Here is a 21,918-nt window from a genome sequence, read left to right as displayed (position 1 = left end):
ACAATAATTTACTCTGCCACAGGAGTGATCTGTAAGCGGTCGGATTGCAGGGAGCGGAAACGCTGACCGGCATTATAGTGCCGTACGATCTCTGCGAACCGGGTGGCGCCGGGGTAGCTTTGCCAGAATATCTCCCGCTTCATCCGGGCGTCTTTAGATAGGTAGATCCGGCCGCCAAATTGGAGGACGAGTTCATCCAGCTCATCCAGGAACGGAAATAGCCCTTTACGTACGGGGAAGTCTAATGCCAGTGTATATCCTTCCATCGGAAAAGATATCAGGCTTTCCTGCCGGCCAAATACCTTCAACACTGCCAGGAAAGAACCCCAGCCTTTATCACTGATACGACGGAGGATAGTAGCCAGGCCTTCCTTCTGCTCGAGCGGAAGGACAAACTGGTATTGTACAAAACCTGCTTTCCCATAGCCACGGTTCCAATGCAGGATGGCATCCAGCGGGTAGAAGAACGGTTCGTAGGGTACGACATTATTGATCTCCTGGCGGATATTCTTATTGTAATACAGCCAGTTAAATGCTTTGACAGAGAAGGTATTCAACACGAAAGAAGGGAAATTGAACGGTATGCTCAGTTTCTTTTTGGCCGGTAAGGACAAAGGGGATTGTCGCTGCCGGGCATTCAGTTCCTCCGGTGTGGCATGTTCGCCAACGATCAGTATACTGCGTCCGAAAGCATCTCCCTTCTTCAGGCAGTCGATCCAGGCCATAGAGTAGGTGTAATCCTTATATTCTTCAAACAACCGGATCACTTCATCCAGGTTGCGTGCTTTGATCTGTTTTTGTTTGATATAGGCGGTGTCGATCGCTTTAAGGCGGAACATCACACGGGTAATAACCCCGGTAAGCCCCATGCCGCCACAGGTAGCCCAGAAAAGGTCAGCGTCCCGGGAGGGGGAGCAGGTCAGCGTTTGTCCTTCGCCGTTAACGACGTCCATATCGATAATATGGTTGGAGAAAGAACCTTCTACATGATGGTTCTTACCATGTACGTCAGAAGCGACAGCACCGCCGATGGTGATATATTTGGTACCCGGGGTTACTGGCAGGAACCACCCTTTGGGAACGATGACGTCCAGTATCTGGTCAAGGGTGATACCAGATTGACACTCGAATACCCCATTCTCATCATCGAAGGCAAGGATCTTATCATATTTAAGAGTGGAAATACTATGTATGCCGAGAGAGGCATCCCCATAACAGCGTCCGTTACCCCTGGCGATAGTACCAGGCTGACGATGTATAATATCCTGTAATTGATCTTCCTGTGTAAAAGCCTGCTCTTCACAGGATATAACCGGGTAATTACCCCAATTGGACAACCGTTTCTCCATTCGCATTAGTTAAAAAATGATCTATTTACTGGTAGTAAATAAATAATTACGTAAAAACTCAGGACCCAAAGGAGTATGGTTAATTGAATAAAACGGTCTTTATACAGGATCTTGGTGGGAGAACCAGTGTTGTTCTCCACATAGGTTATTTGCAAATATCGGAATAATCCGGCAATTACAAAAAGGGTGGTATAGTAAAGACGGTAGGTACCAAAGTGTTGTATGGTATCTATCGACATGGCATACATCAGATAACATACAATGATCACGGCAGAAACCAGGGCAAGCATGACGTTCAGGAAGTCCATATTATACCCTTTGGCGGCTTTACGCATTTCTTTACCGGAGGTCTGCTGCAGGATGATATCATCCCGGCGTTTGCCGATGGCCATAAACAAGGCAAGGAGGAATACCATCAGCATCAGCCATTCGGACACGACGATCCCCGTTGCGATACCACCGGCTTTGACACGGATCACGAATCCCACAGACAGGATGAGGATGTCAAGGATAGAAATATGTTTCAACCCAAAAGAATATAACAAGTTGATAACGAAGTATATGCCTAAAACAAACAGGAATTTGGGGCGAATATACCAGGCGATGGCAGCGGCGATCAGGATACACAACACAAACAGGACCAGCGCTGCCGGTTTGGATACCGCACCGGATGCCAGCGGCCGGTGTCTTTTGACCGGGTGAGCCTGGTCAGCCGCGATGTCCATATAGTCGTTGATAACATAAATACTGCTCGCAGCCAGGCTGAAAGCTACAAATGCGATAGCTGCCTCGATCACCAGGGCGGGATCGAAGAGTTTGCCGGCAAAGAACAACGGGATGAACAGGAACAAATTTTTAGCCCAATGGCTGGGGCGTAGTAATTTTAAATACTCCACGGGATAAATTTTATGTTTGGCGGCCCAAATCTACAATTTCCAGCCCTACATTTCTGTAAATCATTCTTTATCATTCTCCGGCCACCTCCCAAATTCTGCCTTATTTTACTTTCTTTGCATCCATATGAAAATATTAACTCCCCAACGTGGCGCCTTCCTTACAGAGGCGCTTATAATAATCGGACTGGCACTAGTGCCACTGTTAGTCACATTCCCTTACCGAGTGAACATCTTTTTATCCTGGGAAGGAGCTTACCGGCTTTCCCAGGGACAGATCCCCTACAAAGACTTCGGTACCCCCCTCGGATATGGTTTCTGGATCATCCCGGCTTTGTTCTTTAAACTGTTCGGTCCTCAGCTAATTTCTTTAGTAAAAGCCCAGGTGCTGATCAACATTATGGCCGGATTTGCTTTCCGCTCCATTATGAAAAGCATGGGAGTAATACCGGCAATAAGGATATTATCCGTCTTGGTATTTGCCCTCTCTTATTCCTTTTTTAACTTCTGGCCCTGGTACAATCATACCGTTATCGTATATGAACTGATCGGGATCGCCTTCCTGTTAAAATATATCACCGGCCCGCAAAACGGATGGCGTTATCTATGTCTGCTACTCGCGGCCGGGTTTGTATTCCTCTCCATCTTTACGAAACAAGATGGTGGAGGGCTGGCCTTATTATTATGCTGTGCCTTATTATTATATAATGGCGTGCTCGAAAGGCGCTGGTGGGAACTACCGCTCTTCCTGGGAATGTTGGGTGTGGTGGCCATTATCTTTATCGCTCCGCTGATGCCAGGATTTGCCTATTGGTTCAATCATGGTCAGGCACCACACAACTCCAGGCTGGCATTGTCCGATTTCGCAGAAGAAATACTAGGTAATTCCCAATGGATCAAATTATACTTCCTGCTCATCGTGCTGTGCCTGATCCCTGCCTTGAAACAATTCAAGACCTTCTGGGAAGATAAAACAGCGATGTTATTTACCTTATTGACCCTGGGCATCCTGACTGAGGCCGCCATTTTTCAGGTGACCAGCTATACACCGCCGGACAATAATATCTTCTTCCACAGTTTCGCATTCGCTTTTATCTTTTCCCAATTAACGGCGCGATTACAAATCGACTTAAGTGGATTAAGGGCATTTTTACTTTCAGGCCTGCTGATCATGTTATGGTGGTCGCAGGTATATTGGAAATATATCGAGCGGATATTTCCCCGGCAGGAGGTATCTCACCAACCTTCATCTGAGAATGTCGTATCCCGTCAGAACTTTATGATCAACAACGATACGACGAATGTTCCGCTGTCAGAATGGCGGTTTTCTCCTTATCCGGAGTTTCAGAAGATTTCCATGCCAAGTGTTACCGTAGATGGAATAGCGAGGGTGCTGGCATTGCCTGTTGTAAAGGAAAAGCAGGGAGCAATCAAAGTCCTCAATATGACAGAGTTAACCCCACTGGCTCATACTATGCACTACCAGCTGGAGACAGGGCCTGATTTCCCGCTCTGGTACCACCTAGGGGTAGGAATGTTCAACAGGCAATTGCATACTTTCCGTAACAAAGTGCAACAAAAGCAATATGACTTAGTGCTTTACGAATATGCGCCTACCTTGAACAACTTTTTTCCTTTTGCGCTACGGGATGAGCTGAAACTTCACTATCGTCAGGTAGATTCTTTCCTCGCTCCGAGGCGACCTACCAATGCAATGATCGAAGTATATATAAAACCATAATAGTCTAATTATCAAATCATATAGATGCCCATCTGAAATACAACTTCAGATGGGCATCTTGTTTTTAGGAGATAACGGGAGCAACCCACTCCAAGGGCTGGAACAGGGGAGGAGTGCAATGGAAAATTAAGGGAAAATGAACGCAACATATCCTCTCTACAGTCCTAAAATATGCTCATAAAAAGGACCGGTACAAGATCTCGAAAAAAGAAAGGGTGAAGAAGCGAATAAGAAGGTGAAAATAGTATATTTACGACCCTGACTGAAGACCTTTTTTGCTATACATGGCCGTTATTATTTAACTGATTATCATATAATTGTGTTTAAATTTATCAATAATTACTATAGGTATGTAAAAACGCAGGTTTTGCAGTCATATTTTTTAACCTGTAAAAAGTGTTTTGCAGGTTAAAGATGAATATATTACCTTTGTTTTCGATCAAAAAAACAGGTCATGTCATCGACTGTTCCCATGGCAACTTTACGGCTGGATGGCGGGATACTTTGCCTTGATTTTGTCAATACAATTGATAACCGGTTCCGGGAGTCCGGAATAGACTATCTTACGGGTTATCAGCAACTGCTAGAATGGCATGACCATGTGCGGGTCATACCGACCAAGTTATTGCAGACACTACAACGCCTTAGCAGATCTTACCCCGCTCAGGCCACCCTCGTTTTCGAAAAATCACTTCAATTACGGGAGGTCCTCTACCAACTTTTTACGACGATCATATCAAAAAAATCACCTGCAGCACCCGACTTACAGACCTTCAATAACTATGTAACGGAGACGTTAGCCCATGTTACTTTAATATATGATAAGGGGAGTCGCCAGGGTAATGTGATATTTACGTCACCGGTTATGGAACAGGCGATGTGGTGGGTGGTGCAATCAGCCTTAACCTTATGGACGTCTGATCAGTTGCCGTTGATACGCCAATGTCCCGCTTGCGGATGGTTGTTTATGGACCGGAGTAAAAACCGCTCCCGTAAATGGTGTAGTATGGAAACTTGCGGGGGGCTCGACAAAGTGAAGGCATGTTATGAAAGGAAAAAGAAACAGGAAAAGAATAATCGGCATCCATTATCGCGCTAAATACAACCATGTCCAATAAAACCAAGTTGATTGCCTGCCTCGGCGCAGTATATATTATATGGGGATCTACCTATCTAGGCATGAAGATCGCCACCCAGGGGATGCCTCCTTTTCTGATCTCCACCTGGCGATTTGTATGTGCAGGTAGTATTTTACTCCTGATCGGTATTATCAAAGAAAGACAATGGCCAGATAGGCGACAGGTCCTGTCGGCTGCGGCAGTTGGTGCCTTACTAATTGGAGTTGGCAATGGCGGCACGGCTCTAGCGGTTCACTATATGCCCAGCGGTTTGGTCGCCCTGATTGTAGCAGCAATGCCTGCCTGGTTTGTAGGACTGGATTGGCTGTTTTTTAGCAAAAAACGTCCGACAAATATGACTATTTGGGGCATTTTGATCGGTTTTACTGGATTATTTATCTTATTTAACCCTTTTGCTCACCACAGCACCCGGGATTATCCACTTTGGCCGATCGCCGTGGTGGTGACCGGATCTATTTGCTGGGCAACAGGATCACTCATGGTACAACGCCTGCGTATGCCGACACAAATGATCTCCACCGCCATACAGATGTTATCAGGCGCTGTGGTGTCTATACTAGCCAGCCTGCTTTTCGAACGGGCGGACTGGCATGGTACCGATCTGATGACGCCGGCAACCTGGACGGCCTTTGTTTATCTCGTGGCCATTGGTTCACTCGTCGGTTTTACTTCCTATAGCTGGTTGGCACGTAATGCACCTCCCCGGTTGGTGTCTACCTACGCCTATGTGAATCCTGTCGTTGCCTTGTTCCTCGGATGGGCAATCGCCAACGAAGCGCTAACTGGCATCGCCGTGTTAGCCTCTGCTATCGTGGTTTGCGGCGTTGTGTTAATGACCATGGGACGCCGCCTCCAATAAGATGTGCATAACTATTGCATGTAAAAATAGTATTGAAATAATACGAATTTTGACCAATTACGTTTATTATACAACTACGCTGTAGCAAAATGTCTTTACAAATCTATTTTTGGAACAAAAAATAGGCTTGATCGATACTTTATTAGCATTAGCTCGCTTACGAAACAAATAGGATCTGATGGATTTGCTAAAATAATTAGTATTTTTGTATCCTAAAGTGTGTGTGCATGTCTGAGCGTATCCTGGAAAAATTATCCATTCTGGCCGATGCCGCCAAATATGATGTATCCTGTGCATCCAGTGGCAGCGACCGCAAGAATCATAATAAAGGGTTGGGAAATGCACACCCTGGTATGGGCATTTGCCATACTTATACGGCAGATGGGCGGTGCGTATCGCTGCTCAAAGTATTGATGACCAATCATTGCATTTATGACTGTGCCTACTGTGTGTCCCGCAAAAGCAATGATATCAAAAGAGCTGCGTTCACTGTACAGGAAATTGTTGACCTGACCATCAACTTTTATCGCCGTAATTATATAGAAGGGCTTTTCCTCAGCTCCGGCATTTTTAAAGATCCTGACTATACCATGGAGCGATTAGTGCTGGTAGCCAAAAAGTTACGTACAGAACACCGGTTCAATGGATATATCCACCTGAAAGCAATACCTGGAATCAGTCCGGAACTGACTCATGAAGCAGGACTTTATGCGGATCGCTTAAGTGTTAACCTCGAAATACCCACAGAGGCAGGGCTTAAACTGCTCGCACCGGAAAAAGACCGGGCCGCAATGATACGCCCCATGCGCTATCTGCAACAGGAAATCACCCGCTTTGAATCCGAACAGCAGACCATGAAACATGTACCCAAGTTTGCACCGGCAGGCCAAAGTACCCAACTGATCGTTGGCGCAGGCCAGGAAACAGATCGCGATATTATCAGCCTGGCCGATCACTTCTACCGCCAATTCCGGCTCAAACGTGTCTATTATTCAGGCTATGTACCGGTAACAACAGATGCTCGCTTACCCGCCCTCCAAAGTAAAGTTCCCTTAATCCGGGAACATCGGCTATATCAGGCAGATTGGTTATTAAGATTTTATGGATTCGGACCACAGGAATTGTTATCAGATCAGCATCCCGACCTGGACCAGGATGTAGACCCTAAATTAGGGTGGGCATTAAGGAACCTCCACTGGTTCCCTGTAGATATCAACCGGGCAGACCGCCTCCTGCTGGCCAGAGTGCCTGGTATCGGAATGCCTACCGTAAAACGCATCTGTGAAGCAAGACGTTTCGGCGATCTGAACTGGGAACAGGTAAAAAAAATGGGGATCATGGCCAATCGCGCACAATATTTTGTGTCCTGTAAAGGTCTTCCTCCTTCACGTGGCGATCTCAACGCCCAACAAATCAAACGACGTATCATTGACCCGGCAGCACAACAACTATCCTTGTTCTGAAAATCTTCCCGGGCATTTTATTGGCTGACATTTTTCCATTGCAAAGCCGAACAGCTGTAGATGGCTGACACCGGCACAATCACTTTGTTATGACTACCTGGCTTTATGACGGTTCTTTTGACGGTTTCCTGTCGGCGGTCTTCGACCTGTACTGGCAACGCCGGTCAGATGTACGTATTTGCAAAGAGCTGGCTTATGTGCCGTCTCTTTTTGGCCCGGCCATCTTTATGCCAACCGTAATGGCCAACGCAGAAAGGGTATGGGCCGGACTACGAAAAAGACTTTCTGCAACAGGACTGGAACAACTGTTTGCATGTTACCTGGCAGAGATACCAAGAGAAGAAGATAATATGGTGGGATTTATCCGGCATGTATTCGCCGGATCTGAAAATGTCGAAACGGATTTTGGTAACGCCTATGTACTCCGGGTATCTCAGCTTTCCCGGATGGTACACCGGGAGAAACATCGCATGGAAGCGTTTGTACGTTTCCAGCATACCGCGGAAGGCGTTTATTACGCAGTAATAGAACCGGATTACAATGTACTACCCCTGATCACAGGCCATTTTAAAGAGCGGTACGCAGATCAGGACTGGCTGATCTATGACCTGCGTCGTCACTATGGTATATATTATAATCATAAAAAAGACGTCGTCGATACGGTCAACCTGCAGTTTAAACCTGCCTATTTGGGTGGCAGGGACGTAACTGCTGTATGGAGTCCGGACGAAGCCCTTTATCAACAGCTATGGCAAACTTATTTCCGCGAAGCTAATATACCAGCTCGTAGTAACCGTCGCCTGCATCTGCAGCATGTACCCCGGCGATATTGGAAATACCTGACAGAAAAACATCCTCCTCGATAATTTGGTTGCCTCAGCTCACGTCAACACAGCCTTCCGGCAAGATACCGGTACGGAATTGATTGACCGCATTATGGGCTAGCCGGGTCGGCTCCGGCAAACGATACTTACCAATACATTGATGAATAAGCGATATACTATCCCTCACATCCAGGCGATGACCTGGAGATATAAACACCGGCTTTACATGATCCTTGGTCCGGAGTACCGCACCAATAACCTCTCCTTTATCCAATAACGGCGTATAGTCGCCGCGGTGGGAACCGGGGTCAGTATAGGTACCAAATAACAGCTTTTTGGCACAGCCGATAGTCGCCTGTCCTGTGAGTGCTCCAAAATGGGCAGCTATGCCCATCCGGCGAGGATGCGCGATCCCATGGCCATCTACCACCAGCACATCCGGTTTATGTTCCAGCTGCTCCCAGGCCGCTAATAAAGCCGGCACCTCCCGGAAAGCAAGATAACCGGGTACATATGGAAAATGTACTTCCTGTTTTACCAGGCAATAACCAATGGGACGCAATTCCGGAAATCTTAACAAGACAATACCGGCATAAACGGTAGTACTGAATTTATTAAAGGAAATATCCGCCCCGGCGATGATGTTAACAGGAAAGTCGCGTTCCTGTATCAAAGTACGCGTTCTCAATTCTTGCTGTATCCGGGTAGCCTCCGGTACGCTGATGTTGTCGTATTGCATAAAAAGGAAAATCCAAATACCAGGCCACGAGGTTTAAAACAAACTGAGTTGCTGCGGTCCATCTGTTTTTTGGGGTGGAGGTACTTTGCCCATCACAGTGCGCCCACCATGTTGCCAGGAAGTCTGTTGTTCATGCTTTATCAGCTCATCCAGCGATGCATCGGGTTCAAAATGCTCCTCCATGTTGGCTGCCATCGTACTGAGCTTTCGGATAGCGTCCGCTTTGTCCGACTGACCGATACGTGCCTTGCTGACGGCATCTTTCAATACAGTGATGGTCTCATCATAAATATTCACCGGTACCGGGAACGGATGTCCGTCCTTCCCGCCGTGCGCAAAAGAAAAACGCGCCGGATCCGTAAAACGGGAGGGTGTACCGTGTATGACCTCGCTGACAAGGGTCAGCGATTGTAACGTTCTCGGTCCCACACCTTCTAATAATAGGAGAGCGTCAAAATCCAGTAGCTGCCGGTCATGCGCAAGCGCCAGTACAGTACCCAGCCGCTTCAGGTCCACATCCTTCGTACGTACATCATGGTGTGAAGGCATCAGCAGTTGCCTGATCGCTGGTATAAGTTGAGCGGGTGACTCCTGTATCAACTGTAGCATCGCATTTTTAGTATCACCAGCCTCCTTATCAGTCAGGTTAAGTATCTGACCCTGGTTCCGTCCATATATAAAGGTATGTGGCGCCTCCGTATAAGACTGAAATGCCGAGCTATGCCAGTGGTAACGACGGGCCATACCATTACTGTCGTGCATTCCTTGTTGTACAACCGCCCATTCTCCTTCATCACTCAAAATAAAATTGTGCAGGTATAACTGGAAGCCATCCTGAATGGCAGTGTTGTCTACTTTGGCCGTAAGTTTACTGCTACGTACCAGCGCATCTCCTGGCAGACCGGTCCGTTCGGCTATAGCCAGTAGTTCGGCTGGTGTCTGCCGGGAATGTCGGCCCTTGCCCCCACAGATATAAATACCCAACTCATGAGAAATAGGATTGATCGCTTTCTTCAACGCACCCATGACACTGGTCGTAATGCCCGAAGAATGCCAGTCCATCCCCAACACGCATCCCAATGCCTGGAACCAGCAAGGATCACTGAGCCGGCGCAGTACTTCTCCCTTACCGTAGTCAGTGACGATAGCCGTAACGATTGCCCCTCCCAGGTAACTCATACGTTGAGCCAGCCAGGGTGGTACATGACCGTAATGTAATGGTAGATCTGCGTGTGAGTAAGCCATAAATCTAAACAGCAGTAAATCATCAAAGCGGGTTCGTCAATACTTCAAACTCCCGGATGTCCGGATGTTGCAGCAGATAATCATTGAAGGCAGTAATACTTTTCAGTTTCCCTGTCACTTCATATTTATCTTCTATGAGCGTCTCCCGACGCACAGAGAGCATCTTTTTAGACTTAAGACCCAGATTCCTGAATTGCTGATCCAGTTGCTCCGGGATCGGGTGCTCCCTATAGTATATTATAGTATATGTGCGTTTGTCATTCCAGCGGGAAATATATCCTTCGACCTGTTTCATACCCAGCAACACAAGCAGGGAGGCCATTAATGTAAAGGTAGCCAACCAATAGTGATTAATGCCTACTGCCATTCCAAGGGCCGCCGCAATCCAGATAGTAGCTGCAGTAGTGATACCGTCAATGGTGAAATCCCCCTTGAAAATAACACCCGCACCTATGAAGCCAACACCCGTGAGGATATTGGAAGCCACACGATCCGCACTGGCAGGATATCCTAGTTCTGCAGAAAGTATCGTAAACAAAGTACTGCTTACACAGATCAGTGTCATAGTCCGTATGCCGGCAGCCTTTCGCTTGTATTCACGCTCAAGACCCAGAATAGCTCCCAATACAAGCGCAACTGTAATTTTAAACAGCTGATCCTCTTCTATGATATGTAAAATATCCTTCATGGTTTATTTCCTTACAAATGTACGGGTTGGCACAATTCTTTCCTTAAATGGGGATATGTAAATCCTTATTGTTTAACCATTAATACTTTCAATGGATGAAAATGCAAAAAACGGGCGATAAAAATGTAATGCCCTATGTTAAGCCCGGACTTTATAAATTAGTGATGACCCTTTGTTTTGCGTTGATCATCAGCATGTTCCTTTTTGCCTGTGGTGGCGGAACCAAAGATGCCGCACATGAGGACAGCACCATTGTCAACAGTAAAGAGGTGGTACCAGTGAACACAGACAGCCTCCAACGGGATAGTGCATTGACCGTTCCTGCCGATTCCACACTCCCTAACAAATAGGATGTATTTCCTCTAAATGTAGAAAATATTCCTACCCGGTTTACGGTAGTTTTCATAAAGGGCCTCCACAGATACAGCATATCGGACAACTTTATTGCAAAAAACCTTTAAAACGGGAATTATGACAACAACAAGAAAAAGCTATTTCAAACAGGCAGTACAAACAGTGCTGATAGTAAGCCTCTCTGTAGGTCTGCTGAGCGCCTGTGGAAATGGTGCAAATAATAATGCGACCGACTCTACCGGAGTCAATGGTATGGACAGTACCATCAATACACTACCATCAGATACTACCACCATGAGAGATACCGCTCCTGGTTCGGAAATCCCCCCGGGGGCCATTAATCCGGGTGAAGATTCTGCCCGGTACGGCAATGGCGCCAACGACTCTTCCAAAAACAGAAGAGGAGGAAAATAACTATATATAGTATCACGTGTCAAGCAATATCCAGTCTTTCCGAAAAGAGAGGCTGGATATTTTTTTTTCCCCATACCTGCAATTATTACACACCCAACCGTGCAAAAAATAAATTGCTGGTCCTTTAAAATATTATAACTTGTCAATCGTCTTCCTTTATTAGAGCCGGAAGACCATTGTGCATTCAAGATATACACCCCAATAGTTATCACCTGCAGGCCAGCCCGATTGCCAGCAATTGCCCCTGCCTGTATAAACCGAAACTAAACCAGTATGGAGACTAAAGAAGAAAAAAAAGAACCACGAAAGAAGATCTCTTTGAAGAAAACCCTGCGATTGTACAAGTATGTTAAACCCTATTTGTTCGAATTCATCATCGGTATGATCTTTCTGTTCATATCAAGCGTAGCCAACTTAGCTTTTCCAAAATTATTAGGCGACCTGGTCGATTCTGGCAGCAAAGGTCACCTCATGCAGGACATTAATCGTATTGGATTATTGCTCGTACTGATATTAGGTGGTCAGGCAATATTCTCCTTTTTCCGCGTGATACTCTTTGTCAACGTCACCGAAAAAACACTGGCCTCCCTGCGCCAGAATATATACAGCCACATGATACGGCTACCGATGAAGTTTTTCGTAAGCCGCCGGGTAGGGGAGTTAAGCAGCCGTATCTCCTCAGATATATCCTTATTGCAGGAAACATTCACGATGACCATCGCAGAATTCATCCGCCAGCTGATCATCATCGTAGGAGGTATCGTACTGCTCGTAAGTACATCCGTACAACTGACCCTCCTGATGCTGACCATCATACCGGTAATATTATTGGTCGCCATGGCCTTCGGTAAAGCAATCCGCAAATATGCCAAAGACATTCAGACCCAGGTGGCAGAGTCAAATACCATCGTAGAAGAAACATTACAAGGCGTACTCAATGTAAAAGCTTTTGTCAACGAATTCTACGAAATGAAACGTTACAAAAACAAAACCTCCGAAGCGGCCCGCTTGGGTATCAAAGGAGGTAAATACCGCGCCGCCTTCTCTTCCTTCCTCATCATGGCCATATTCGGTGCCATGGTAGCAGTAATATGGAGAGGCGCCATGCTTATCACCGCCGGCGAACTGGCCACAGGACAATTGTTCTCCTTTATTATATACTCCGGATTTATCGGGGGCTCGGCATCCGGCCTGGCAGAAGTATATGCCAGTATCCAACGTAGCATCGGAGCCACCGAAAACCTGCTGGAAATACTCGACGAACCAATGGAACCTTTGACAGAACAGATACAATTGGCCCCCGAAGATGTGCTGGAAGGTCGTATCAGCTTCAGACATGTGTCGTTCCACTACCCGTCAAGAGAAGATATAAAAGTGCTGGATGACGTATCCTTCAATGTCAGCGCAGACCAGCAAGTAGCTTTGGTAGGCCCCAGCGGTGCCGGCAAAAGTACCATCGTTTCTATGCTACTTCGTCTATATGATCCCGTACACGGTTCCATTTATTTCGATGGCCGCGATGGAAAATCCTACCCCTTGTCCGCATTACGTAGTCAAATGGCCGTAGTACTGCAAGACGTATTCCTGTTCGGTGGTACCATCCGTGAAAATATCGCCTACGGAAAACCTGGCGCCACAGAAGAAGAGATCACACATGCCGCCAAACAAGCCAACGCACTGGACTTCATCACTAACTTCCCGGCAGGAATGGAAACGGTAGTAGGAGAGAGAGGTATTCAGCTCTCCGGTGGACAACGCCAGCGCATCGCCATCGCCAGAGCCGTATTGAAAAATCCTCGCATCCTCATACTCGACGAAGCAACATCAGCACTGGATGCAGAATCAGAAAGACTGGTACAAGACGCACTGGACAAACTAATGGAAGGACGCACCTCCATCGTCATCGCTCACCGGCTCGCAACCGTCCGCAAAGCAGATAAGATCATCGTAATGGATCGCGGACAGATCGTAGAAGAAGGCACACACAAAGAGTTGATCACTGTAGATGGAGGACTGTACAAAAACCTTAGCGAAATGCAGTTCACAAACTAATAGACTTATAACCCTATCACAGGGTAAAAGAGAAAGGGTGACTCAAGTAATGGTTTACTTGTAGTCACCCTTTCTTCGTTATTGATAATGAAAGTATTCCCGTCCGTTACAGGTACTGTTTCATTTCCTCGTCAATGTCCTTACGAAGATCCATCAGCTTACGCGCATATATTTCCAGGCGGATCTCATCTTCCGTCGCCGGCGTCCACTTAGGTACCGGTATCGTCTGCCCCTGATCGTCTACAGCAGCAAACACCATCACACAGTGGGTGGTCTTTGTCTTGCCCTGCTGCCTGGGATTGCCCGCATATACATCAATAGCAATGTGCATACTGGTATTCCCCGTATAGATAACGGCAGCCTGTATTTCTACAAGATCACCGATGGCTATCGGTTTAAAAAAACGGATGCCGCCAACATAAACCGTCACACAATACTGCCCACTCCAGTTAGCAGCACAGGCAAAGCCCGCCTGATCGATCCATTTCATGACCGCCCCTCCGTGTACCTTCCCGCCAAAATTAACATCTGATGGCTGCGCCAGAAAACGCAGCGTAGTCGTTTTACTCATTTTTGCTAGTGGTTGTGTCCGCCAAAACTACGATATCACACCCGAATTACTGAAAACCTTCTTCCTGCCCCCCATGCTGAGGACCTCCCTCTTCTTTGTTCTTCTTTTTGAACAAGTGTGTATCCATCTTACCAAAACGATAAGATACATTCAGCCGCAATTCACGGGTTGCCCGCTTACGATAACGCTCCTGGTCGGAGAAACTCGTCCGCGTATAACTCAGGTTACGGTCCGTATTGAAAATGTCGTTCAACCCTAATGAAATAGCCAGCGCCTTGTTTTTCAGGAATTCCTTTTTGATAGCCATGTCCATCGAATACTGTGGTGCATTCTCCCCTTGCGGCAATATTTCCTTCGATTCATACTCCCCACTTACCTGCAAAGTAGTATTCCAGGGCAGTTTCGTATTGCTGTTGATCTTACCAAACCAGATGAAACCCTGATTGCTGATATTTTGTCCCACATTATCCGCATTGATCTTCGTCTGCGCGATATTCAGGTTGGTCGTCACATCCCACCAGGATGTCAGCTGGTTACGAACCGTGAACTCTGCCCCGTAAGAATTACGGGTCGCAGCATTGATAGGATAGGATAATACCACCTTCTGCTGTTGACTATTCAACGTAAGTGTCGTATCTACATAAAAACTGGTAATGGCGTTATTCGTATTCCGGAAATATACCGACACCAGGATGTTATGTTTATGGTTAAAATCCTTCAGATACGACAACTCAAATGAGTTGGTAAACTCCGGCCTCAGTCCCGGATTACCACGACTGGCCGTCTGGGCATTATACTCCAGGTTAGGCAGCAGGTCCCTGAACCAGGGGCGACGTATACGACGGCTATAGTTTAGCTGGAACTCATTATCTCCTTTTAATTTTTGAGAAAGGAACAAACTCGGGAAAAGACTGACAGGATAGTTCGTTTTATAGGAGACCTCTTTAACTCCCTGCATCGTACCCGTATAGAACGACTGCTCCGCTCTCAACCCTACCTGGTATCCGAAGTCCTTCTTAGTACCGCTGAATGTCGCATAGGCCGCATTTACCTGCTCCCGGTAATGATAATCATTGGAAAGAGCACTGTCTAAGGAGAAGGTGCCGGTTGTAAAATCTTTACCCAGGGTAGCCAGGTTGTTCTCAAACGTCCTCAATACCGAACGTAACCCCATCTCCAGCTTTGCATGCTCAGATAGTGGATTCACGAAATCTATCTGACCCGTCCAGTAAGTCGTATTACCCTTACCGTTACCATATCGCAACTCCGGCCGCCGGGGTTGATCGATGGCATGCCCGCCCATGTCAAAGTATTGCACACTATAATCGGTACGGTCCTTACTGTTGGCAGTATTAAAGGTCACGTCAGCAGTCAGTTCCTTTCCTTCCTTGGCAAAAGTATGTTTATAACCCAGCTGTGTAGTGTAGTTACGGAAGCCGCGCTCGCTGTTGTCAATCCCCTTTCCATAGCGTACCCGCTGTTGCTGCTGGCTAAGGTCGTACAAGGTCTGGTCATTGTAGTTGTTGAAATTACCACCTACCAGTCCTTGCGACAGCGTCAGCGTATTGCGGTTATCAATAAACCAGTCCGCACCGATACGACCGTATTGGAATTGCCGCAACATATCACCGTCCTGGTACTGATCCAGGAAAGTAGTCGTGTCCGCACTGATGTTTTTACGGAACAGATGTGAGTTAACAGATCCTTTACGGCGTCTTATATTATAACTGACAAAAAAATTGAACTTCTCCTGCCGTACACTAAGGTCAATACCGCCATTGGCAGATCCTACCGTACCCAATCCACCATTGACACTGCCGTTGATACCGGCCTTACGATTCTTCTTAAGTACAATGTTGAGAATACCGCTAACCCCTTCCGCATCATATTTGGCAGATGGATTCGTCACCACTTCTACCGAAGCAATAGCATCTGCCGGTATCTGGTCAAGCGTAAGCGTAGTCGGCCGCCCGTCCACAAAGATGGTCGGACTGCCATTGCGGATAGACACATTGCCGTCTATATCCACATTCACAGATGGTACTTGTTTCAGTACATCCGTAGCAGTACCACCTATACTGGCAATGTTTTTATCTACATTGAACACACGCTTATCTATAGCCATTGTAAAAGTAGGCTTCTCGCCAACCACTTCAACACCGGTAAGAGATTTAACATTGGCTTGCAGTTTAATATTGCCGGCATCCATGCGAGTACTTTGTGCCGTAAGATGGACCGCCTTATAGATAGTTGTATAACCGATAAAATTCACCTTCAACAAGTACTTCCCTAAAGGTACCTGCTCAAAAAGAAAGTCCCCGTTCCCCTTGGAAAGCATACCGGTGAGGACGCTCGAATCAGCCCGGAGTAAAGCGACTGATGCATACTCCACTGGTTTATTAGTTTGACCGTCCAGCAGTTTGCCATATACAGTACCTTTTTCTGCATTCCCATTCTTTTGTGCAGGCGCCTGCTGGGCATATATATTATTATTTAGCCAGCAGCATATCCCTAACATCAACATAACAAATTTTCTCGTGGTCGCCATTATCTTATTTTATTCTACGGTTTTGGTTTCCGCAAAAGTAAAATGATAAAAAAAACAATGCCGAATTATAGGATGGGTGGAGTGTTAAATACTGTTAATGCCTCACTGGGACCGCTTATAAACGGTAATAAGCAGCCTGTACATGGCAGCATCATTCATATGAATGGCAACAGATGTGGATTAATTACCAGCACTGTATATGAGCACTTTAGCACATTTACGTATCTTTACACTTGCAACTGCCTAATTAATATGCTTAACGACTACCAACCGGATTGGGACATTTACCCGTGCCGCATCGAAGAAAATCCGGCGATTATTGGACTGGACCTGGACTTGCGGCGGTTTGCACCGCTTAAGGAAATGCCGCATGCAATTTATATTTCTGTATACCTGAATAATCCCCGGGAAGATGGTTTCCCTCAAGGTGAAGAATTCAATAAACTGGGAGAGATCGAAGATGCACTCGTACATTCGCTCAAATCAAAACTGGATGCTCAGTTTGTAGGACGTACCATCTCTAATGGTGTAAGAGACTTCTATTTCTATGCCGGCGACACCTTACTGCACGACAAATTCATATCCGATGTAATGATCGGATTCCCCGATTACAGATATGATTATGGCGTAAAAGAAGATAAAACCTGGGAACTGTACTTCGACTACCTGTTTCCCGATATGCACGAATTTCAACGCATCCAAAACCGCCGTGTATTACGCACCCTGCAACAACATGGCGACCTCCCAGACATAGAACGCCCGATCGATCACTGGATATACTTCAAACAAGACGCAGAACGCGAACGCTTCCGCGAACATATCGAAAAAGAAAAGTTCACCGTCACAGAAGTCCGTACCAAAGAAGGCGCCGAAGAATACCCATTGGTATTACAGATCTGCCGCACCGACAAAACAGATGAAGAAACCATCGATCGGGTCGTAATGGAACTCTGGATACTCGCGCAGGAATGCAACGCCTACTACGATGGCTGGGAAACCGTGATCGTAAAAGAAAAAGAACAAAGTAACCCCCACTGAAAAGGAACTTTCTCCTATTCCTGATATAGTTCCAAACCATACTCCGGCCAGCCAATGCAGCGTAAAATACCCTGTACTGGCTGGCCCATAACACAGTTTGTGGAATTCTATGCCCATCACCCCACTGTAACCCATTGACAGTCAGCCGCTAAAAGTCCTTCACAGATCAGTAAAAATGCCCGCCTGCCAGCCTCTTCCAATATCCCATGCCCAACAATATCGCATGGAATGATAATTGCACCCCTGCTCTTATCTGAGCACTACATGGTGTTAACTAGTTGCCACCATAATGCCGCTACTTACTGATTCATTCACCTTAAAACTGTTATGTTATGTTACGTTATGCCCTTATTTTCTTCATTATCGCGATCATCGCAGCCGTGTTCGGCTTCGGCGGTATTGCCGCAGGCGCAGCCGCAATAGCCAAAATATTATTCTACATCTTTATCGTATTGTTCCTGCTTTCCCTGATCGGAGGACTCTTTAGAAGATAGCCGGCTGATGTCATGTCTTAACAATAAACAAAGGCATTCTCGTCTTGGAACGGGAATGCCTTATTTGTTATTTAAATATTTTCTTTACATTAGGCGAATAACTGTTACACGCTCACCGTTCTATATACCAGACAGGGGAGGTATAGTATTTGCTTTGCCTGCATGATATGAGAACGGGTATTTTTTATTAAGAGACCGCCAGATTGCCTAGACTATATAATATATTATTTGCCCTTATGATCAGCAGCTGCCTGCTGTCAGTTTTCAATTTACAGGCAAACCCTACTTCCGATACCGCTTTCTTCCACTTTACTACCATATCCCTCAACGATACACTACCCAAACCCAGGAGCATCTTCCAGCGTATCAGAGACTATCGCGACTCCCTACGGAGAAAACCATACCGGGACTCGCTGATCCGCGCCGTCACCCGACAAAACGTACCCGAACCGGCAGAATTCGATAGCTCTCTCCTCAAAAGTGAAGAGTTTTTCACCCGCTTTTCCGGACGCGTCATAAGAGATATCTACTACCGCCAGGTGCCCGTATTTGGTCCAAGGAATATCAATGATACCTCTTTCACCACCTCCATGAAGCTGATCCACCTGGCCAACAGGCTTCACTTCAAAACAGAAGAATGGGTGATCCGGCAGTCATTGTTCTTTCGCGAACACGATACCATCAGCGCTTTCGTATTGGCAGACAATGAACGTTATCTGCGTAACCGCCCCTTCATCCAGGATGCCCGTATCTATATCATTAATGCCGGCGCACATCCCGATTCCGTTGACCTCCTCATCGTCACCAAAGACGTATTTGAATATGGTGTCGACGTATCCCAGGTAAGTACCTCCGCCGTCCAGGCTGGCGTATATAATAATAACTTGTTCGGCGCCGCTCAGGGCCTTAAAGTAGGGGGCGCCTGGCATAAAAGCTACACCCCGCAATGGAATACAGAAATAAGATATAATAAATACAACATAGGGGGCACCTTCATCGATGCCAGCGCCGGCTATACCACGTTGAACAACTATATGCCGCTGGATACCGGTACCTATGAAGGTTCCTATTACGTCAGTTTCAACCGGCCCCTCTACCGCAGCTCCTCTAAAGTCATAGGGGGCCTGAGCCTAGCCACCAGCTTCTCTATCAATGCCTGGAACCGCCCCGATAGCCAATTCCGCGATTACCGATACAGCGTCATTGACGCCTGGGTAGGATACAACTTCTTCAATCGATATGGCCACAATGGAAAAGCCGTCGACCGGCCCAGTATGGCGCTGCTGCTGCGACACTACAACCTTTTCTTCCAGCAGCGGCCAAGCCAAAAAAGCCTCCTCAGCGACCCATTATATAATAACCATCGGCTCTATATCGCCCAGTTTGTACTCTATAAACAGGACTTCTTCAAAACACACCATTTCTTCGGCTTCGGTCGAACGGAAGATATCCCGCTGGGATATAACGTCTCCGCCTCCACAGGCTGGGAGACCTGGCTCGGCCGTACCCGCATGTATACAGGTTTCGATATACAGCGCTTTTGGCAAACCAAACGCGAAGGCCTCATCAACGTCACCTTCGGCCTGGGAAGCTTCTGGCAACATAATACCTCCGAAGATGCTGTCATCCACGCCAATCTGCAATATTACAGCCGCCTCATCACCTTCCGCAATTCCCGGTTCCGCCAATTCGCCTCCATAGACTATCTCGGCAATCCCAATAAACTCTTTTACCGCCCCCTCGATATCAACTACGAAAGAGGCGTATGGGGATACCGTAACACCAAACTCAATGGATACCAACGCCTGAACCTCCGCTCCGAAACCGTCTACTACAGCCCCCTGAAAATATTAGGCTTCAAATTCAACTTCTTCGCCTCTATACAAGCGTCCATGCTAACAATCAACAGCAATAACCTCTTCAAAAATCCTATATACAGCGGATTCGGATTGGGATGCCGTATCCGCAACGAAAACCTCCCGCTCAATACACTCAAACTTTCTGTCTATTACTATCCGGGAGCAGCAGAAACCGTCAACCCCATCTTCCCAGAAGTAACCACCGTCTCCGACTTCAGATTTGATATCTCCCCCCTACGGGCCCCCAACTTCCAGCAATTCAGGTAGGTTTATATATGTAACTTTATCTCCCAAAAAAGTAATAAGATGAAGTTGTGGAATAATATCGTCGCAGAAAAGCTACAGGTGCAATACCCGCTGATACAGGCGCCTATGTTAGGCATTACCACACCAGCAATGGTCGCCGCCGTCAGCAACGCCGGCGCACTGGGATCACTCCCTATCGGCGGTCTCGCACCTTCCCAAGCCGCTGCCTTGATACAGGAAGTAAAACGCCTTACCGACAAACCATTTGCCGTCAACCTGTTCGCACATCCCGCACCAACACCCTATACAGCAGAAGAGGTCACACAAATGCAATCACTCCTGCACCACATCCGCCAGCAACATCAGCTCGATATCACAGCTATCAATCCCGATAACGTACAATACCACTACCTCGCCGATCAAATACCCGTACTCCTCGACGAACAGGTCAGGATCATCAGCTTCACCTTCGGAATACCCGATGAAGAAAGTATGCACCGCCTCAAAACAGCGGGTTGCCTACTGATCGGTACCGCCACCTCACTCGCAGAAGCCAGTATGCTGGAAGCAAAAGGCTGCGATATGATCGTCGCACAGGGAGCAGAGGCAGGAGGCCACCGGGGCACATTCCTCGATCCCATGCATCCGCCTATGATCGGTACCATGGCACTCGTACCGCAAATATTTGCTAGTGTACACATACCCGTAATAGCCGCTGGAGGTATAATGGATGGGAGAGGAGTCGCCGCCGCTTTCGTACTGGGCGCCCAGGGAGTACAGGCCGGTTCCGCCTTCCTCCGTTGCACCGAAAGCCTCGCCACTCCTGCACACAAACAAGCCATCGCCGACAGCTACGATACCTCCTCACAACTCACCCGCGCCTTCTCCGGCCGATGGGCCAGGGGAATTCGCAACGAATTCATTGACACTGTCCACAACGCTGGCATAACACCGCTGCCTTATCCCGTACAGGATGCCCTCACCAAACCCCTACGCAACGAAGCCAGAAAACAGGATAACATCGCCTGGATAAGCCTCTGGGCTGGCCAGGCCGCCGCACTCGCCCACAACAGAAGCGCCGCCGCCGTAATAGAACAAATGAAAATGGAAACAGAAGCAATATTTAGAACAGCTGCTGAAATGCTATGATCAAAATATTTTAAATTTTCAACCGGGCACATCCTTCTTTTTTACTTTATCAAAAAAGTGACTTTCCGTTATTAAACCGTACGATTTACAGGCCTCCACCCTTCAAAACAGTGAATTACAAAAGATCACCGCACCGCAGAATATTTTGTGGATATCAAAATATTCCCCAATTTTACATGGTAATTAATGCTACAATGGAATCCGATCATTGCTCCGGCAACAATATTCTTATCGCTTATATCACTGCGAATTT

General features: G+C 46.9%; 19 protein-coding genes. 12 read left to right on the top strand and 7 right to left on the bottom strand.

What is annotated here, in order from left to right; translation table 11 throughout:
- Positions 1-8: 8 nt before the first annotated feature.
- Together KTO58_RS09790 and KTO58_RS09785 are read right to left on the bottom strand one after the other, a co-directional pair.
- On the bottom strand, positions 9-1,349 hold the full coding sequence (locus tag KTO58_RS09790; protein ID WP_095839535.1) for an FAD-binding oxidoreductase: 1,341 nt from the start codon (positions 1,347-1,349) through the stop codon (positions 9-11).
- A 5-nt stretch (positions 1,350-1,354) separates the two neighbouring features.
- Positions 1,355-2,245 carry a decaprenyl-phosphate phosphoribosyltransferase gene (locus KTO58_RS09785; protein WP_095839536.1) on the bottom strand — a complete coding sequence of 297 codons (891 nt, stop codon included), beginning with the start codon at positions 2,243-2,245 and terminating at the stop codon, positions 1,355-1,357.
- Between the two features lie 124 nt (positions 2,246-2,369).
- On the opposite strand from KTO58_RS09785, the gene KTO58_RS09780 reads away from it, so the two are divergent.
- The 5 genes from KTO58_RS09780 (at position 2,370) to KTO58_RS09760 (ending at position 8,310) form a co-directional block, all read left to right on the top strand.
- Positions 2,370-3,983 carry a hypothetical protein gene (locus KTO58_RS09780; protein ID WP_095839537.1) on the top strand — a complete coding sequence of 538 codons (1,614 nt, stop codon included), beginning with the start codon at positions 2,370-2,372 and terminating at the stop codon, positions 3,981-3,983.
- 454 nt (positions 3,984-4,437) lie between these two features.
- The gene (locus tag KTO58_RS09775) at positions 4,438-5,082 is read left to right on the top strand and encodes a CGNR zinc finger domain-containing protein (RefSeq protein ID WP_095839538.1); all 645 of its coding nucleotides are present in this window, start codon (positions 4,438-4,440) and stop codon (positions 5,080-5,082) included.
- A gap of 8 nt (positions 5,083-5,090) precedes the next feature.
- Positions 5,091-5,981: an EamA family transporter gene (locus KTO58_RS09770; protein ID WP_095839539.1), complete on the top strand. Its 891-nt coding sequence runs from the start codon at positions 5,091-5,093 to the stop codon at positions 5,979-5,981.
- Positions 5,982-6,208: 227 nt separating this feature from the next.
- Positions 6,209-7,444, top strand: a complete 1,236-nt coding sequence (locus tag KTO58_RS09765) for a putative DNA modification/repair radical SAM protein (RefSeq protein WP_095839540.1) — start codon at positions 6,209-6,211, stop codon at positions 7,442-7,444.
- An 89-nt stretch (positions 7,445-7,533) separates the two neighbouring features.
- Positions 7,534-8,310, top strand: coding sequence for a TIGR03915 family putative DNA repair protein (locus KTO58_RS09760; protein ID WP_095839541.1), 777 nt, complete (start codon positions 7,534-7,536; stop codon positions 8,308-8,310).
- Between the two features lie 10 nt (positions 8,311-8,320).
- On the opposite strand, the gene nfi is transcribed toward KTO58_RS09760, so the two are convergent.
- From nfi to KTO58_RS09745, 3 genes are read right to left on the bottom strand one after another with little or no spacing between them, the layout of a single operon-like run.
- Complete coding sequence (gene nfi / locus KTO58_RS09755; RefSeq protein ID WP_095839542.1) at positions 8,321-9,007, bottom strand: deoxyribonuclease V; 687 nt, start codon at positions 9,005-9,007, stop codon at positions 8,321-8,323.
- Between the two features lie 33 nt (positions 9,008-9,040).
- Complete coding sequence (locus KTO58_RS09750; protein ID WP_095839543.1) at positions 9,041-10,252, bottom strand: DUF763 domain-containing protein; 1,212 nt, start codon at positions 10,250-10,252, stop codon at positions 9,041-9,043.
- Positions 10,253-10,274: 22 nt separating this feature from the next.
- Entirely contained in the window at positions 10,275-10,940 is a 666-nt protein-coding gene (locus KTO58_RS09745) for an MgtC/SapB family protein (protein WP_095839544.1), read from the bottom strand.
- A gap of 95 nt (positions 10,941-11,035) precedes the next feature.
- Between KTO58_RS09745 and KTO58_RS09740 the strand changes: the two genes are divergently transcribed.
- From KTO58_RS09740 to KTO58_RS09730, 3 genes are all read left to right on the top strand, one after another.
- Positions 11,036-11,290, top strand: coding sequence for a hypothetical protein (locus tag KTO58_RS09740; protein ID WP_095839545.1), 255 nt, complete (start codon positions 11,036-11,038; stop codon positions 11,288-11,290).
- Between the two features lie 121 nt (positions 11,291-11,411).
- Positions 11,412-11,708: a hypothetical protein gene (locus KTO58_RS09735; protein WP_095839546.1), complete on the top strand. Its 297-nt coding sequence runs from the start codon at positions 11,412-11,414 to the stop codon at positions 11,706-11,708.
- Between the two features lie 273 nt (positions 11,709-11,981).
- The gene (locus KTO58_RS09730; protein ID WP_095839547.1) at positions 11,982-13,760 is read left to right on the top strand and encodes an ABC transporter ATP-binding protein; all 1,779 of its coding nucleotides are present in this window, start codon (positions 11,982-11,984) and stop codon (positions 13,758-13,760) included.
- Positions 13,761-13,866: 106 nt separating this feature from the next.
- On the opposite strand, the gene KTO58_RS09725 is transcribed toward KTO58_RS09730, so the two are convergent.
- Complete coding sequence (locus tag KTO58_RS09725; protein ID WP_095839548.1) at positions 13,867-14,331, bottom strand: acyl-CoA thioesterase; 465 nt, start codon at positions 14,329-14,331, stop codon at positions 13,867-13,869.
- 46 nt (positions 14,332-14,377) lie between these two features.
- Entirely contained in the window at positions 14,378-16,879 is a 2,502-nt protein-coding gene (locus KTO58_RS09720) for a TonB-dependent receptor (protein ID WP_225860170.1), read from the bottom strand.
- Between the two features lie 252 nt (positions 16,880-17,131).
- On the opposite strand from KTO58_RS09720, the gene KTO58_RS09715 reads away from it, so the two are divergent.
- The 4 genes from KTO58_RS09715 (at position 17,132) to KTO58_RS09700 (ending at position 21,665) form a co-directional block, all read left to right on the top strand.
- Entirely contained in the window at positions 17,132-17,917 is a 786-nt protein-coding gene (locus tag KTO58_RS09715) for a DUF695 domain-containing protein (RefSeq protein WP_198314956.1), read from the top strand.
- A gap of 332 nt (positions 17,918-18,249) precedes the next feature.
- A complete protein-coding gene (locus KTO58_RS09710; protein WP_095839551.1) occupies positions 18,250-18,411 on the top strand; it encodes a DUF1328 family protein in 162 nt (53 codons plus the stop codon).
- A 236-nt stretch (positions 18,412-18,647) separates the two neighbouring features.
- Positions 18,648-20,537 carry a BamA/TamA family outer membrane protein gene (locus tag KTO58_RS09705; protein WP_095839552.1) on the top strand — a complete coding sequence of 630 codons (1,890 nt, stop codon included), beginning with the start codon at positions 18,648-18,650 and terminating at the stop codon, positions 20,535-20,537.
- A gap of 39 nt (positions 20,538-20,576) precedes the next feature.
- Positions 20,577-21,665 carry an NAD(P)H-dependent flavin oxidoreductase gene (locus tag KTO58_RS09700; protein WP_198314957.1) on the top strand — a complete coding sequence of 363 codons (1,089 nt, stop codon included), beginning with the start codon at positions 20,577-20,579 and terminating at the stop codon, positions 21,663-21,665.
- The last annotated feature ends 253 nt before the right edge of the window (positions 21,666-21,918 follow it).

The sequence above is a fragment of the Chitinophaga pendula genome, from assembly GCF_020386615.1.
Taxonomy (GTDB): domain Bacteria; phylum Bacteroidota; class Bacteroidia; order Chitinophagales; family Chitinophagaceae; genus Chitinophaga; species Chitinophaga pendula.
This window is presented reverse-complemented; position numbering and strand designations above follow the sequence as displayed.

Excerpts from the sequence above, each read along its gene's own strand:
- KTO58_RS09790 (WP_095839535.1), bottom strand. The coding sequence starts at position 1,349 with ATGGAGAAACGGTTGTCCAATTGGGGTAATTACCCGGTTATATCCTGT.
- KTO58_RS09780 (WP_095839537.1), top strand. The coding sequence starts at position 2,370 with ATGAAAATATTAACTCCCCAACGTGGCGCCTTCCTTACAGAGGCGCTT.
- KTO58_RS09775 (WP_095839538.1), top strand. The coding sequence starts at position 4,438 with ATGTCATCGACTGTTCCCATGGCAACTTTACGGCTGGATGGCGGGATA.
- KTO58_RS09770 (WP_095839539.1), top strand. The coding sequence starts at position 5,091 with ATGTCCAATAAAACCAAGTTGATTGCCTGCCTCGGCGCAGTATATATT.
- KTO58_RS09765 (WP_095839540.1), top strand. The coding sequence starts at position 6,209 with ATGTCTGAGCGTATCCTGGAAAAATTATCCATTCTGGCCGATGCCGCC.
- KTO58_RS09760 (WP_095839541.1), top strand. The coding sequence starts at position 7,534 with ATGACTACCTGGCTTTATGACGGTTCTTTTGACGGTTTCCTGTCGGCG.
- nfi (WP_095839542.1), bottom strand. The coding sequence starts at position 9,007 with ATGCAATACGACAACATCAGCGTACCGGAGGCTACCCGGATACAGCAA.
- KTO58_RS09750 (WP_095839543.1), bottom strand. The coding sequence starts at position 10,252 with ATGGCTTACTCACACGCAGATCTACCATTACATTACGGTCATGTACCA.
- KTO58_RS09745 (WP_095839544.1), bottom strand. The coding sequence starts at position 10,940 with ATGAAGGATATTTTACATATCATAGAAGAGGATCAGCTGTTTAAAATT.
- KTO58_RS09740 (WP_095839545.1), top strand. The coding sequence starts at position 11,036 with ATGAAAATGCAAAAAACGGGCGATAAAAATGTAATGCCCTATGTTAAG.
- KTO58_RS09735 (WP_095839546.1), top strand. The coding sequence starts at position 11,412 with ATGACAACAACAAGAAAAAGCTATTTCAAACAGGCAGTACAAACAGTG.
- KTO58_RS09730 (WP_095839547.1), top strand. The coding sequence starts at position 11,982 with ATGGAGACTAAAGAAGAAAAAAAAGAACCACGAAAGAAGATCTCTTTG.
- KTO58_RS09725 (WP_095839548.1), bottom strand. The coding sequence starts at position 14,331 with ATGAGTAAAACGACTACGCTGCGTTTTCTGGCGCAGCCATCAGATGTT.
- KTO58_RS09720 (WP_225860170.1), bottom strand. The coding sequence starts at position 16,879 with ATGGCGACCACGAGAAAATTTGTTATGTTGATGTTAGGGATATGCTGC.
- KTO58_RS09715 (WP_198314956.1), top strand. The coding sequence starts at position 17,132 with ATGCTTAACGACTACCAACCGGATTGGGACATTTACCCGTGCCGCATC.
- KTO58_RS09710 (WP_095839551.1), top strand. The coding sequence starts at position 18,250 with ATGTTACGTTATGCCCTTATTTTCTTCATTATCGCGATCATCGCAGCC.
- KTO58_RS09705 (WP_095839552.1), top strand. The coding sequence starts at position 18,648 with ATGATCAGCAGCTGCCTGCTGTCAGTTTTCAATTTACAGGCAAACCCT.
- KTO58_RS09700 (WP_198314957.1), top strand. The coding sequence starts at position 20,577 with ATGAAGTTGTGGAATAATATCGTCGCAGAAAAGCTACAGGTGCAATAC.